Annotated in this window: 13 protein-coding genes; 10 read left to right on the top strand and 3 right to left on the bottom strand. The window is 71.8% G+C overall.

Translation table 11 applies throughout. The features are described 5' to 3' along the window. Positions 1-5 precede the first annotated feature (5 nt). Positions 6-998, bottom strand: coding sequence for a methyltransferase family protein (locus ABD808_RS03815; RefSeq protein ID WP_344889707.1), 993 nt, complete (start codon positions 996-998; stop codon positions 6-8). 106 nt (positions 999-1,104) lie between these two features. Between ABD808_RS03815 and ABD808_RS03820 the strand changes: the two genes are divergently transcribed. Beyond that, positions 1,105-2,124 (top strand): aldo/keto reductase, encoded by a 1,020-nt coding sequence (locus ABD808_RS03820; protein WP_344889711.1) that lies wholly within the window; start codon positions 1,105-1,107, stop codon positions 2,122-2,124. 81 nt (positions 2,125-2,205) lie between these two features. Here the strand turns inward: ABD808_RS03820 and ABD808_RS03825 are convergent, their stop codons facing one another. Further along, the gene (locus ABD808_RS03825; RefSeq protein WP_344889715.1) at positions 2,206-3,582 is read right to left on the bottom strand and encodes an amidohydrolase; all 1,377 of its coding nucleotides are present in this window, start codon (positions 3,580-3,582) and stop codon (positions 2,206-2,208) included. A gap of 128 nt (positions 3,583-3,710) precedes the next feature. Between ABD808_RS03825 and ABD808_RS03830 the strand changes: the two genes are divergently transcribed. The 7 genes from ABD808_RS03830 (at position 3,711) to ABD808_RS03860 (ending at position 11,550) form a co-directional block, all read left to right on the top strand. Beyond that, positions 3,711-4,706, top strand: coding sequence for an alpha/beta hydrolase (locus tag ABD808_RS03830; protein WP_344889719.1), 996 nt, complete (start codon positions 3,711-3,713; stop codon positions 4,704-4,706). Further along, complete coding sequence (locus tag ABD808_RS03835) at positions 4,706-5,479, top strand: ABC transporter ATP-binding protein (protein ID WP_344889723.1); 774 nt, start codon at positions 4,706-4,708, stop codon at positions 5,477-5,479. The genes ABD808_RS03830 and ABD808_RS03835 overlap by 1 nt, the downstream gene beginning before the upstream one ends. After that, complete coding sequence (locus ABD808_RS03840) at positions 5,476-7,236, top strand: branched-chain amino acid ABC transporter ATP-binding protein/permease (RefSeq protein ID WP_344889726.1); 1,761 nt, start codon at positions 5,476-5,478, stop codon at positions 7,234-7,236. Before ABD808_RS03835 ends, ABD808_RS03840 begins: the two co-directional genes overlap by 4 nt. A 61-nt stretch (positions 7,237-7,297) precedes the next feature. Next, entirely contained in the window at positions 7,298-8,467 is a 1,170-nt protein-coding gene (locus tag ABD808_RS03845; RefSeq protein WP_344889730.1) for an ABC transporter substrate-binding protein, read from the top strand. Between the two features lie 58 nt (positions 8,468-8,525). Next, positions 8,526-9,398, top strand: coding sequence for a branched-chain amino acid ABC transporter permease (locus ABD808_RS03850; RefSeq protein WP_344889734.1), 873 nt, complete (start codon positions 8,526-8,528; stop codon positions 9,396-9,398). Positions 9,399-9,463: 65 nt separating this feature from the next. Then, on the top strand, positions 9,464-10,570 hold the full coding sequence (locus tag ABD808_RS03855; protein WP_344889738.1) for a zinc-binding dehydrogenase: 1,107 nt from the start codon (positions 9,464-9,466) through the stop codon (positions 10,568-10,570). A 14-nt stretch (positions 10,571-10,584) separates the two neighbouring features. Further along, a complete protein-coding gene (locus tag ABD808_RS03860; protein ID WP_344889742.1) occupies positions 10,585-11,550 on the top strand; it encodes an aldo/keto reductase in 966 nt (321 codons plus the stop codon). Between the two features lie 61 nt (positions 11,551-11,611). Here the strand turns inward: ABD808_RS03860 and ABD808_RS03865 are convergent, their stop codons facing one another. After that, positions 11,612-12,484: an LLM class flavin-dependent oxidoreductase gene (locus ABD808_RS03865; protein ID WP_344889747.1), complete on the bottom strand. Its 873-nt coding sequence runs from the start codon at positions 12,482-12,484 to the stop codon at positions 11,612-11,614. Positions 12,485-12,510: 26 nt separating this feature from the next. On the opposite strand from ABD808_RS03865, the gene ABD808_RS03870 reads away from it, so the two are divergent. Together ABD808_RS03870 and ABD808_RS03875 are read left to right on the top strand one after the other, a co-directional pair. After that, positions 12,511-13,521, top strand: coding sequence for an FHA domain-containing protein (locus ABD808_RS03870; protein WP_344889751.1), 1,011 nt, complete (start codon positions 12,511-12,513; stop codon positions 13,519-13,521). 126 nt (positions 13,522-13,647) lie between these two features. Then, a complete protein-coding gene (locus ABD808_RS03875) occupies positions 13,648-13,872 on the top strand; it encodes a hypothetical protein (RefSeq protein ID WP_344889754.1) in 225 nt (74 codons plus the stop codon). The last annotated feature ends 17 nt before the right edge of the window (positions 13,873-13,889 follow it).

A 13,889-nucleotide genomic window follows, 5' to 3' on the forward strand; every position in this document is an offset into this window, starting at 1 on the left:
TGCGGTCATCGGGCCTCCGCGATGATGATCCGCGGGCTGCCGGGCAGCGCGCGGGTCTCCACCGGCTCCCAGCCCGCGTCGCTCAGCCAGCCGCGCACCTCGGACTCGGGGTACACGACCGTGCCGTCGATGACCAGGTACTCCCCGGCGTGCAGGGCGTCCAGGACGCGCTGCTCCGGGTCGTCGTCGAGGAAGAAGTCGAGCAGGACGAGCGTGGCGCCCGGCGCGGCCGCCTCGCGGGCCTTCTTGATCAGGGTCTTGTTCTGCTCGGCGTCGAAGCGGTGCACGACGTGCTCCAGCAGGACGCAGTCGAAACCGTCCGGCAGGTCGCCGGTCAGCGGGTCGGAGTCCACGACCTCACTGCGGTCGCCGAAGCCCGCCTCCTCGAACGCCGTGCGGGCGAGACCGGTGAAGTCGCCCGGGCCGACGAAGGTGCCGTGCGCCTTGTCGGTGGTCTTCAGCGCCTCGACGAGGAAGGCGGCCGACAGCCCGCCGAAGTCCAGGATGCGGCTGAACGGGGTGAAGTCGAAGTTGTCCGCGAGCATCTTCGCGTGCAGCGCGTTGTAGGTCATGACACCGGTCATGAACTCCTGCATGCGGTCGCCGCCGAAGTCGAGCGGCTGCGGCTCGGCGCTGCGCGCCGTCGCGCCGAACTCGAGCCAGTGCGGGTAGCTGATGGCTTCGAGGAAGGCCAGGAAGGGCCGCAGGTCGATGCCGCCCTCGGCACCGGCAAGGTAGGCGGCGGTGGCCTCGGTGTTGGCGTAGCGGCCGTCCTCGCGGGTCAGCAGGCCCAGCGAGGCCATGGCGTCGGCGAGAATACGGGCGCTGCGCTGCGGCAGCCCGGCCCGGTCGGCCAGCTCGGCCGCCGTCGCGGGACCGTCCGCGAGCGCGGCGAAAACGCCGGTGTCACTCGCCGCGAACAGCTGCTTGGCGGCCATGTAGCCGGTGGCGACGCCGAGGATGCCCGACGGGTCGGCGCCCGGGGAGGGATGCGACATGAAAATGTCTCCTTCGCGGTAAGAATATGCAGGATGCTATACGATCTATCATGAGACGGCCAGGGGTCCTCCCGGGGCCGACCCCCACCCCTCACCGGAGGTCACGATGGAGTTCGCAGAGCGGGTGCCCAGGCGCCGCCTCGGTGTGCACGGTCCGGAGGTGCCGCTTCTGGCGCTCGGTTCCTGGAACACCTGGGACCGGATGGACCGTGAGGACGCGGCCCGGCTCGTCCGCCTGGCGGTCGACCGCGGCGTCGATATGTTCGATGTGGCGCACTACAACTTCGGTCCGCACGCGGAGAACGCCGTTACCGATGTGTTGTTCGGGCAGGCCGTCCGAGATGCCGGAATCGCTCGCGAAGACTACCTTTTGTGCGGGAAGCTCTGGCTGTGGGAGTACCCGGCGTCGTCGTTCGCGGAACAGATCAAGGTCTCACTTGGACGGGTCGGCACCGATCACGCCGACATGGTGGTGGTCGGCGACTTCATGGAGCGTCCCGATCTGAAGACCGTCGTGGCCGACGTGTCGGAACTGGTCCGGGCCGGGCGTTTCGCCTCGTGGGGCGTCAACAACTGGTCGGCCGGCGACGTGTTGTTCGCCTGTCGCTTCGCGACCGCGGAGGGCCTGGTGCCGCCGTCGTTCGCGCAGCTCAAGTACAACCTGGCCCGGCGGTCCGTGCCCGAGGGCACGTTGTACGCCCGGCTGTTCGCCGAAGAGGGCCTCGCACTCCAGGCGTCGGACGTCCTGGAGGGCGGCATCCTCGCGGGCAAGTCCGACCCGGAGCGCAAGATCGGCGCCGATCCCGGCGGGATTCGTGACCGGATCCGCGCCGCCCTGCCCGAGATCCAGCGGATCGCCGACGGGTTCGGCGTTACTCCCGCGCAGCTCGCGATCGCGTTCTGCCTCGCCCATCCGGCGGTGGCGAACGTCCTGGTCGGGGTCAGCCGGATCTCCCAGTTCGAGAACAACCTGGCCGCGCTCGGGCTGTGCGCCCGGTACGGCGAGGAGCTGCGCACCGCCGCGGCCGGGCTGTGGCTGGACGAGGGCGTCGTCGACCCGGCGGCCTCCTGGGGCACCGACGTCCCCGCCCCGCCCGCGGACGACGACTCCGTGCCCTGTAACTGAGCGCCCTGTAACTGAGTGGCCCGTAGCTGACGCACGGCTGGGCCGCCGGGTTTCGGCCCGGCGGCCCGCACGCGTTCGGTCTCAGATTTCGTATACGACTTCGCCGTCGAGGACGGTCATCCGCACCGGCACCGACGGCAGCGACTCGGGCTCGACGTCGTACAGATCGCCGTCCAGGACGCACAGGTCGGCGACCTTGCCCGGCTCGATGGTGCCCTTGACGTCCTCCGCGCCGTCCTGCCACGCGGGCGTGGCGGTGTACGCGCGCAGCGCCTCGGCGACCGCGAGCCGCTGCGCCTCGCCCCGGACCGAGCCGTCGAGGCCGCGCCGGGTCACCGCCGCCGCCAGCCCGGCCCGCCAGTCGGGGGTCAGCACGGGCGCGTCCGAGCTGAGGGACAGCCGGACGCCCGCGTCGAGGGCGTCACGGGTGGGCCAGGCGTCCCGCAGGGCGTCCTCCCCGAGCGCGGCGGCGAGCATCGGCTCGGTCGCGACGGGGATCCCGGCCTGGGTGTTCAGCCCGATCCGGGCGGCGGCGAGCACGGTCAGCGTCTGCGGCGAGAGGAGGTCGCCATGGATGAGGTAGTGACGGGCGTCGCGGTCGTCCCTGGCGAGCGCCGCCGCGAAGGCGTCGGCCACCACCCGGGTCGTGCGGTCGCCGGTCGCGTGCACGCCGATCTGGTGCCCCGCGTCGTGCGCGGCGTCGATCATCGCGCGCAGCGCCGCCTCCCGCTCGGCGTCGGAGTCGCCGTCGACCAGCAGCGCCCCGTGCGACCCGTCGGCGTAGGGACGATCCGTCCACGCGCTCTGCATCGGCGGGATGCCATCGGCGAAGATCTTCACCCCGGCGATGTGGAACCGGCCGGGCACGTCCGCGGGCGGCTTGAAGTCGCGCAGCCCCGCCAGCAGCTCGGCGGCCGAGCTGCGGCCGTCCAGCTCGCCGAACAGCAGCAGCGCGGTCACCCGCGCCTTGAGCGCGCCGTCGGCGGCGAGCTCGGCGTAGTCGTGCAGCGCGGCGGAGCCGAAGCAGCCGGTGGCGCCGTCGTCCTCGCCGGGCCCGAGGCCGGGCTCGGTGTAGCTGGTGATCCCGAACGAGGACAGCAGCTCCGCGGTGCGCAGCAGGGCCCGGCGGCGGTCGTCCGAGGTCTCCAGCCTGGTCGGGCCCTCGTGGCTGTGACCGCCGGTTCCGGCCAGCTGGTCCATGAGCAGGTTTGGCCACATCGAGCCAAGCCACATACCGTGCAGGTGCGAGTCGTTGATGCCGGGCAAAACGGATCTACCATCCAACCGGACCACACGGGTACCGGGCCCGACCAGGGGAGACACCTCCTCTGTCGCGCCCACGCGCGTGATCTTGTCACCGTGCACGGCGACCGCCTCGGCCACGCGGTCACGCGCGTCGACCGTGTGGACCCGTCCACCCAAAAGGACGAGGTCGGCGGCTGCGGATTCATCCGGCATAACTTGCTCCAACTCTGGACACCGTCGCTGAGGTCCAATTAACGTACACGGAATCAGATACGATTTTGGAGTGTCCGACCTGCTGGTTCACTCGCGGGACGGACACACCGGGCCTTCGGAGGTAAACGATGCCCCTGGATCCCGAGGCGCAGCGGATCATCGACCGCACCCCCGCCGAGGACCCGAACGCGTCCGGGCCGTTGGACGTCGTCGCCATGCGCGAGGGCTTCCAGCAGATGTGGAAGATGCCCGACCCCCTGCCGGAGGTCGGCTCCGTCGTCAACACCACGATCCCGGGCCCGGGCGGTGACCTGCCCGTCCGGATCTACACCCCGGAGGGCGAGGGCCCGTTCCCCGCGTTCGTCTGGTTCCACGGCGGCGGCTGGACGATCGGCGGCCTCGACGAGAACGAGTTCTCCTGTCGCGCGGTCTGTGCGGCGGCGGACACGATCGTGATGTCCGTCGACTACCGGCTGGCGCCCGAGAACCCGTTCCCCGCGGCCGCCGACGACGCCTACGCGGCCGTCGCCTGGGTGGCCGAGCACGGGGCCGAGATCGGCGCCGACCCAGCGCCGTCGCCGGGGGGTGTGGGGGGTCGCCCCCCCACAGGGAAACTGCCCCGGATCGCCACCGGCGGCGAGAGCGCGGGCGGCAACCTGGCCGCCGTCGCGGCGCTGAAGGCCCGCGACCTCGGCGGCCCCGAGATCGCGCTCCAGGTCCTGGTGTCCCCGGTACTGGGCCACCCCGACGACGGGCGCGCCTCCTACAGCGAGTTCTCGGAGGGTTACTTCCTGTCGAAGTCGAGCATGGACTGGTTCTTCGTCACGTACCCGACGGGCCCGGACGACCTGGACAACCCCTACCTGCTGCCCCTGCGGTCCAAGGACCTCACGGGCGTGGCCCCGGCGCTGATCCTCGGGGCGGAGTACGACGTGCTCCGCGACGAGGGCGAGGAGTACGGGGCGCGGCTGGCGGAGGCGGGCGTGCGGACCGAGGTGGTCCGCTGCGACGGCCTCATCCACGCCTTCTTCGGCCCGCTGGCCACCGAGCTGTCGGCCGCGGAGAAGGCCAGGGACAGGGCGGCCGCCGCGCTGCGCGCCGCCTTCGGGACGGACGGCCGGTGATGGCGGCCCCCGCACTGTCCCTGGAGGGCGTCGCCGTGAACCGGGCGGAGGTCCCGGTCGTCCACGACGTCACCCTCGACGCCGCCCCGGGCGCCGTCACCGTCATCCTCGGCGCGAACGGCGCCGGGAAGACCACGCTGATGGACGGCATCGCGGGCCTCGCGCCCGTCAAGGCCGGCTCGATCCGCCTGGACGGGACGGCCATCGAGAAGCTCGCCCCCTACAAGCGGGCCCGCGCCGGGCTCGGCTACGTCGAGCAGGCCCGCACCACGTTCCGGACGCTCACCGTCGAGCAGAACCTCATCGTGTCCCAGTCGCGCGACGGTGATCTCGACACGGTCTACAAGCTCTTCCCCGAGCTGGACAAGAGGCGCAGCCTCCAGGCCGGGTACCTGTCCGGCGGCGAGCAGCAGATGCTGGTGCTCGGCCGGGCGCTGGTCTCCGCGCCGAAGGTCGTGCTGATCGACGAGATGTCGCTGGGCCTCGCGCCGCTGGTGGTGCGGCGGCTCATGGGCACCGTCACCGAGCTGGCCGGGATGGGCATCGCGGTGGTGCTGATCGAGCAGTTCGCGAACCTGGCGCTCGACGTCGGCACCCACGTCCACGTGCTCCGCAAGGGCGGCGTGGTCTTCTCCGGCCCGTGCGCGGAGCTGCGCGGCGACGAACAGCGCCTGCACCGGCTCTACTTCGGCGGACCGCCCCTCAGCGCCTCCACGACCGACACCGCGTCGGACGCGGCGGACACCGCCACTACAGAGAGCGAGCCCGAATGAACGTGCTGGACAAGCGGAGCCTCGGCGCCGGCCTCGGCGCCGCGGTCCTCGCGTGCGCGGTGCTGCCGGTGGTGCTGCCGCCGTACTGGATCTACCTGGCGATCAGCGCGGCGGTCAGCGCGGTGATCATGCAGAGCTTCGGCGTGATCGTCGGCCGGGCCGGGGTCATGTCGCTCTGCCAGATGTCGTTCGCGGCGATCGGCGCGTGGGTCATGCTGCGGCTGAACGTGGCCGAGGCGCCGGGCGGCTTCTTCGTGTGGCTGATCCTCGGCGGCCTCGCCGCGGTGCCCGTCGGCATCGCGATCGGCCTGCCCGCGCTGCGCATCCGCGGCGTCAACCTCGCGGTGGTCACCTTCGGGTTCGCGGTCTCGGCCGACATCGTGCTGAGCGTCAACCCGTTCCCCGGCGCGCAGGACCTGCTGATGCTGGACCGGCCGAAGCCGTTCGACACCGACGGCGGGTACTTCATCCTCTGCGTGATCGTCTTCACGATCCTGGCGGTCATCCTCGGGATCATCGGCAAGACCCGGCTCGGCCTGTCCTGGTACGAGCTGCGGCACTCCGAGCGGTCCGCCGCCGCGCACGGCATCTCGGTGGCGCGCAGCAAGCTCGCCGCCTTCGCGATCAGCGCGTTCGTCGCCGGGATCGGCGGCGGCCTGCTGGTCGGCCAGCTCAGCCTGGTCGTGCCGCAGAACTTCGCGATGGGCCAGTCCCTCGCGCTGTTCGCCGTCGCCATCATGATCGGCCCGCACCACCCGGAGGGCGCCGTGCTCGGCGGGATCTTCGGCGCGATCACGGCCACGATCATGGAGAAGATCTCGCTGCCGCAGGACTTCGGCGGCATCCTGTTCGGCGCCGGCGCGCTGCTCGCGCTGCGCAGCGGCCTGAGCCAGACCGACATGACCCGGATGCGCAAGCGCGAGATCAGCGCCCGCAAGATGCTCAAGGCGGGCGAGGAGGCCGAGGAGAAGGCCACGGCGGAGGGCAGGACATCCGAAACACCCGCCGTGCCCGTGCCGCCGACACCACGTGCGGCGGCGGACCGGAGACCGGTCCTCACCGTGCGGGGCCTGACCGTCAAGTTCGGGGAGGTCGTCGCGCTCGACGCCGTCGACCTGACCGTCCCCGAGGGCGGCGTCGTGGGGCTGATCGGCCCGAACGGCGCGGGGAAGTCGACGTTCATCGCGACGGTCAGCGGTTTCGTCGGTGGCCAGGGCTCGGTGGAGCTGGACGGGCGGCCGCTGGACAAGCTGTCCCCGCACAAGCGGGCCACGCTCGGCCTGCGCCGCACCTTCCAGACGACGGTCATCGCGCCGGAGCTGAGCCAGTACGAGTACCTGACGATCGGTGCGGGGCGGCGGCTGCCCCGGGCCGAGGCGGACGAGCTGCTGGAGTTCTTCGGCTGCCCGCCCGGGGAGGTGCCGGTGTCGATCGTGGACGCCGGAACCCGCCGACTCCTCGACGTCGCGGCCGCGATCGCGGCCCGACCGAAGGTCGCGCTCCTGGACGAGCCCGCCGCCGGGCAGTCCGCGGCCGAGTCCCTGGCGCTCGGCGCCCGGCTCGCGGCTGTACCCGAGAAATTCGGGGTATCGATCCTCCTGGTCGAGCACGACATGGAGCTCGTCCAGGCGGTCTGTGAGGAAGTCACGGTCCTTGACTTCGGACATGTGATCGCCTCCGGGCCCACCGGCGAGGTCCTCGAGGATCCCGCCGTCCGGGCCGCCTATCTCGGCGCCGCGGACGTCCCGGCGACCTGACCGGATCCCGGCAAGGAACTCGTCAACAAATCCATCCCTCCCCGCGAAACAAGGTCCAGCAATGAAACGCTCATACGCGCGCACAATCTCGATCGCCGCCGCGGCCGCGATCGGCCTGTCCCTGGCGGGCGCAGGCTGTTCGTCGTCCGACGACAGCAAGGGCCCGATCAAGGTCGGAGCGATCAACGGTGTCACCGGGCTGTTCCAGACGCCCGAGGTCCCGAAGGCCGTCAAGGCGGTCTTCGACGAGGTCAACGCGGCCGGCGGCATCAACGGCCGCAAGCTCGAACTGATCAGCAAGGACGACGCCATGGACCCGGCGCGGTCCGGCCAGGCCGCCCGCGAGCTGATCAAGTCCGAGAACGTGGTGGCGCTCGCCGGCTCCTCCAGCGCGGTGGACTGCGCGGTGAACCGCGCCACCTACAGCAAGGAGAAGGTCGTCTCGGTCCCGGCGGTCGGCGTCGACCCGTCCTGCTTCACCAGCCCGAACATCGCGCCGGTCAACCCCGGCCCGTTCACGCTGACCACGGCGATGCTGTACTACGCCTCCGAGACGCTCAAGCGCGACAAGGTCTGCCTCGCCTACACCATCCTGCCCGGCAGCGGCGGCGGCATCGACAAGGCCATCAAGGACTGGTCGGACCTCACCGGCAAGTCGCTGACGCTCAAGAACGTCGCCGTCGGCCAGGGTGACCCGACCCGCTACCTGGTGCAGCTCAAGAACGCCGGCTGCCAGGCCGTGGCCTACAACGCGACGGTCGGCCCGTGGTTCCAGCAGGCCAAGGTGCAGAAGATGCAGAACATCGACTTCATCCTGGCGGCCAACAGCTACACCGACGCCAACGCCAAGGTGATCCCGGCGGACATGAACGTCTACGCGGGCACCGAGTGGCAGCCCTACACCGACCCGTCGCTGCCCGGCAACGACCGCTGGTCGAAGATCGCCGACAAGAACGGCATCCAGAAGACCGCGTTCAGCCAGGGCGCCGTCATGTCCGCGGACATCTTCGTCCAGGTCCTCAAGACCATCAAGGGCGACATCACCCGCGAGTCGGTGACCAAGGCGTTCAAGACGATGCAGCCGATCAACTACCCGATGGTCGGGACCCCGTACGTGTTCGGGCCCGACAAGGAGCACAACCCGATCAAGGGCAGCCAGTTCGTGAAGGCGACGAACGGCGGCTGGAAGGTCCTCCCCGGCGGCTTCACCGTCCCCACCCCCAAGAAGTAGCCGCCCTGTAGCCGGGCGCGCGGCGCGCCGCGCGCCCGGCCCCACCCGGAGGTATCCGATGCTGAACTCTGTGATCGCCGGGCTGACCAGCGGCGGCGGTTACGCCCTGCTCGGCCTGTGCGTCGTGCTGACCTACCGCCTCGTCGCGGTGGTCAACTTCGCGATGACGGCCGTCGGCGCCATGGGCGCCTTCGTGATGGTGTCGCTCACCGACCGGGGATGGAACGTCTGGCTCGCCCTGCTCATCGGACTGGTCGCGTCCGCGGCCCTGTCCGCGGTCTTCGGCGCGGCGCTCGTCCGCTGGTTCGCGGGGCACCGCGAGGGCACCAAGGCGGCCGTCACGGTCGCGCTGTTCGTGGCGCTGACCGCCCTCGGAGTCCGCCTCTTCGGCGGCAACTCCACCGGCGCGCACCAGTTCCCGAACCCGTTCAACAAGCCGGTCTTCACGCTCGACAGCGTCGTCGTCCCCCAGTCGGTGCTGGTGTCGCTGGCGTTCGCGGTGCTCATCACCCTGGGCGTCGGGCTGCTGCTCACGCGCACCCGGCTCGGGCTGAAGCTCCAGGCGCTGTCGGAGCGGCCCGGCACCGCCGAGGTCGTCGGCATCCCCGCGCCGCGGCTCGCCGTCGGCGTCTGGGCGGGCGTCGGCGCCATCACCATGCTGGTGATCGTGCTGGTCGCGCCCCGGCTCGGCGGTGACTTCAGCGCCCTGTCGGGTCTGATCAGCACCGCGCTGGCCGTGGCGATGGTCGGCGCGTTCCGCAGCCTGCCGCTGACCCTCGCGGGCGGCATCATCGTGGGCTGCCTGGAGGGCATGTCGTCGTCCGTCGACTCCATCCAGAAGTACCAGGGCGTCGTGCCCTTCCTGGTGATCCTGGTGCTCCTGTGGTGGCGCAGCCGCCGCGAGGTCTGGGACACCGCCCACAGCAGGTAACAAGCGAAGAAAGCCCTTTCGGGGGGCCTTGGGGGGTCGTCCCCCCGGACGAGGAAAGAGGAAAGATGGGTCACCCGACCACCACCAGGGCTGCCGTGCTGCGCGAGCACGGCGCGGACCTGAGCATCGAGGAGCTCCCCCTTCCCGCCGAGGTCGAGCCGGGCGCGGCCGTCGTCAAGGTCGACTGCGCCACGCTCTGCGCCACGGACGTGCACCTGTGGTCCGGCGCCATGGCGTTCCCGGAGATGCTGCCGATCGTCCTCGGCCACGAGACGATGGGCACCGTCATCAGCGTCGGCGCGGGGACGCGCGACGCGCTCGGCCGCGACGTCAAGGTCGGCGACCGCATCGGCTGGTCGGAGTCCGTGTGCGGGCACTGCTACGGCTGCGCGATCCTGCGCAACCCGGTGGCGTGCTCGCAGCGCGGCTACGGGTTCCTGCTGCGCGCCGACCGCCCCCCGTACGCGACGGGCGGCCTCGCCGGGCACAACTACGTGACGCCCGGCGCGCTGAAGCTCGTCCTGCCCGACGACGTCAAGGACACCTGGGCGGCGTCGGCGGGGTGCGCGGTCAAGACCGTCCTGCACGCCTACGACCGGGCCGGGGGAGTGCGTCCCGGCTCCACCGTCGTGGTGCAGGGCGCGGGCGCGCTCGGCATCGTCGCGACGGCCGTGGCGAGCCTGTCCGGCGCGGGCAAGGTCATCACGATCGGCGCCCCCGACTCCCGGCTGGAGCTGGCCCGTGGCTTCGGCGCCGACGTGACCGTCGACCTGGACGGCGACGCCGACTCCCGGATCGCGGCGGTCATGGAGGCCACCAACGGGCGCGGCGCCGAACTCGTCCTCGACCTCGCGGGCGCCCGCGGCGTCGGCGCCGAGGCCATCGGCATGGCCGCGTTCGGCGGGAAGTTCGTCATCGTCGGCAGCACCGGCTTCCAGCCCGACGAGATCGTGCTCGGCGCGATCATGGGCAAGGAGCTGAACGTGCTCGGCTCGCTGAACGGCGACGTCGGCGACCTGTACCGCAGCATCGAGTTCCTCAGCGGGACCCGGGACCGCTTCCCCTGGGACGACCTGTTCGGCACCCCGAGCGGTCTCGACGGCGCGTCCGGCGCCCTGTCGTCCATGTCGAGGCTGGAGCAGGTCAAGGCCGTCATCAACCCCAACCAGTAAGGAAACGCCCCCTCGTGTCTTCGCAGCAAGTCCCCCACCGCCGTCTCGGCTCCGCCGGTCCCGACGTCTCCGTCCTGGCGCTCGGCTCCTGGCACACCTACGACCGGATGGACTTCGGCGACGCCGTCAAGATGGTCCGGCACGCCGTCGACTCCGGCGTCAACATGTTCGACGTCGCCGTCTACGGGATCCCCGGCATCCACCCGCCGGTGTTCACCGACGTGCTGTTCTCCGCGATCGTGCGCGCCGCCGGGATCGCCCGCGACGAGTACCTCCTGTCCGCCAAGCTGTGGCTGGAGGGCTACCCCCAGCACTCGATGCGCGACCAGCTGACCAACGCGCTGTTCCGCGCGGGCGTCGACCACGCGGACGTGGCCGTCCTCGGCGACATCCGCAGCGACGACCTGGACCTCAAGGCCCTCGCCGAGGACCTCGCCGCGCTGGAGCGGGAGGGCCTGCTCGGCTGCTGGGGCGTGAACAACTGGTCGGCGACCGCCATCCGGACGATCCGCGAGCACGCGCTGGCCGCTGGGTCCCCTGGCCCGCAGCTCGCGCAGCTCAAGTACAGCCCGTGCCGCCGGTCCATCCCCGACGGGGAGCCGTTCGCGGCCGTCTTCGCCGAGGGCGTGTCCCTCCAGGCGTCGGACGTCCTGGAGGGCGGCATCCTGGCCGGCAAGTCGGGCGAGACCCGGCAGATCGGCCGCGACCCGGGCGACATCCGCCCGCGCATCCAGGAGGCCGCCCAGGGCATCGCCGCCCTGGCCGCCGAGCTGGACACGACGCCCGCCCAGCTGTGCATCGCGTTCACGCTCACGCACCCGTCCACCAGCACCGTGCTGTTCGGTTCCACGAGCATGCAGCAGCTCAAGGACAACATCGCGGCGCTGGACCTGCTGGACAGCGTCGGGGCGGAGGAGCTGCGCTCCCTCCTCGACCCCTTCTGGGTGGACCGTGACATCGTCGACCCCGAGGGCCCGTGACGATGGAATGACGCAGGGACCGGCGGTCTGCCGGTCCCTGCGCCGCGTTCACTGGACGCGTTCACAGTCCCACGGTGTCGGCGAGCAGATCGACCTGGTCAGGGTTCGGGTCGTTGCCGGTGAAGATCAGCTCGTCGACGCCGATCTCGGCGAACTCCCGGACCGCCGCCCTGATCCGGTCGGCGGACCGGTACGCCTGGGAGACGCCGTACTCGGCGTACTCCTCCCCGGCGAAGGCGTAGTAGGGGCCGATGGCGTTGGCGAGGGCCTTCGGCGCGTCTGGGCCGAGCGCGAACATCACGGACGCGACCAGCCGTGGCGAGCCCGGCCTGCCCGCGTCCGCCCACGCCTTCCGCAGGCCCTGCATGAAGCCCTGGACGCCCTCCACCGTCGCGTCACCGGCGATCCATCCGGCGCCGCGGGTCACGACGCGGCGGATCGCGGCGGGGGAGTGGCCGCCGAACAGCAGCGGCGGCCCGCCCGGGGTGGACGGACGCGGGCCGACCGGCGTGTGGCCGTCCACGGAGCCGTCGCCCACCACCGAGGCGAGCCGGTCGAGCAGCAGGTCGAAGTCCCGGCCACGCGAGGCGTAGTCGACGCCGCCCGCGGTGAAGTCGTCCTCGCGCACCCCGGGCGCGAGCCCGAGCCGGAGACGTCCGGGACCGGCCACCTGGTCGAGCGTGGTGACGGCCGTGGCGAACAGCGCGTGGTCGGCCCGCAGCGGGGCCAGCAGCACGCTGGTGAGCAGGCCGATCCGGGTGGTGGCGCCCGCCGCCGCGGCCAGGGTGATGAGGGGTTCCGGGGTCGTCCAGACGAGCCGGTCGCTGACGCTGAGCGTGCTGAAGCCGCGCCGTTCGGCCCGTCGCGCCCATTCGACCAGGGCCCTGCCGTCGGTCCAGGGGGCGTGACCGGGCAGTCCGATTCCGATGTCCATGGACCAAGGCTGCAACCTCGACCACGGTGGAGATCAACGCCGAGGCCCTGCCACGTCCGGCGTTCGGCGTCCCGGACGGGCCCGGAAGCGGGATGCTGGTGCCCACAGGACCGGACGAGCCGTGGGGTGCCACCGTGGACGATGCCTTCGACGACGTGGACGTTGACCTGGACGGCGCCGACGACGGCGCGGACGACGACGCCGTGGTCGTGAGCGGCCCGCTCGGCCCGCCGCGCCGCCTTGGCCCGGGTGACCGTCTGGTCTTCGGGCGCGGCCCGGACGTGGACCTGCCGCTCGGCCCCGACGACCGGTGGATCTCCCGGCGGGTGGGGGAGATCATCGTTGCCGTGGACGGCGTCCGCGTCGTCAACCTCAGCCGCAAGTACGCGCTCGTGGTCCAGAGCGGCGACTACGCCCCCGGCGCCGCCGCCCCGGCGCTGCGCGAGCCGGTGACGTTACGCGCCAGGATGCCGCAGGACCCGGCCGAGGCGTGCCTGCTGACGGCGGGCAGCGCGCTCGTCGGGTCGGCGCTCATGCTGCGGGAGCGCCGCGCGGTCCACCTCCGGCTGCCGGGGGCGATGCCCGACGTCACCGCCGTCCCGCCCGCCGGGACCGGCGGGAAGACGAGCACGGTGGCCGGGATCACGATGAACCCCGAGTCCCGCGAGTTCATGGTGGCGCTGCAACTGTGTGTGCCGTGGCTGCGCGACAGCGCCTGGGTCGACCCGCTGCCGTCCGAACCCGAGATCGGCCCGCTGGTGCTGGAGTCGGTGGGGGAGGACTACCTCGCCCGCCGGGTGCGCGCCGACCCGCAGCTGCGCGAGCGGCTCCGGCGCAAGGTGCGCGATCACCTGAAGGCGCTGCGCAAGAAGCTGGAGGCGCGCGCCCTGCTCCCCGCTGAGGGGCCGGTCGGGAACACCGTCATCGCCTCCACGATCATCCGCCACGACATTCTCGGCCGCCGCCACCTGGACCTCTTCGAGAACGACTACTGGAAACAGGTCCAGGCGAACCAATGGGCGCAGTGCCTGGAGTAGCGGCTGGAGTAGGGCTGGAGCAGCGCCCGGAGCCGGGGCGCAACTCCCCGATCGGGGAGCAGCCGCGACCATCGCTTTTCCCGATGCTGGGAAGCGTCCACGAGGCGCGAACGAGCAGGAGGAACGATGTTCCGGACAGTACGCTTCCGCTGGGTGCGGACCGCCGCCGCGGTCGTGGCGGTCGACCTCGCCACCCGGCTCGGCCTCATCGCCGCGGCCGTCGCCATGGCGATCGGCGCCGCCGACACCGCCGTCCCGTTCGGCCACGGCTACTGGGTCGTGGCCGCGCTGAGCGCCGTCCCCCGGGCGGGCGTCGTCCTGCACGTCGGCCGGGGCGCCGAGGAGGAGTGACGTACCCCCGCCCGGCG

This window comes from Actinomadura meridiana, from assembly GCF_039537545.1.
GTDB classification, from domain to species: domain Bacteria; phylum Actinomycetota; class Actinomycetes; order Streptosporangiales; family Streptosporangiaceae; genus Spirillospora; species Spirillospora meridiana.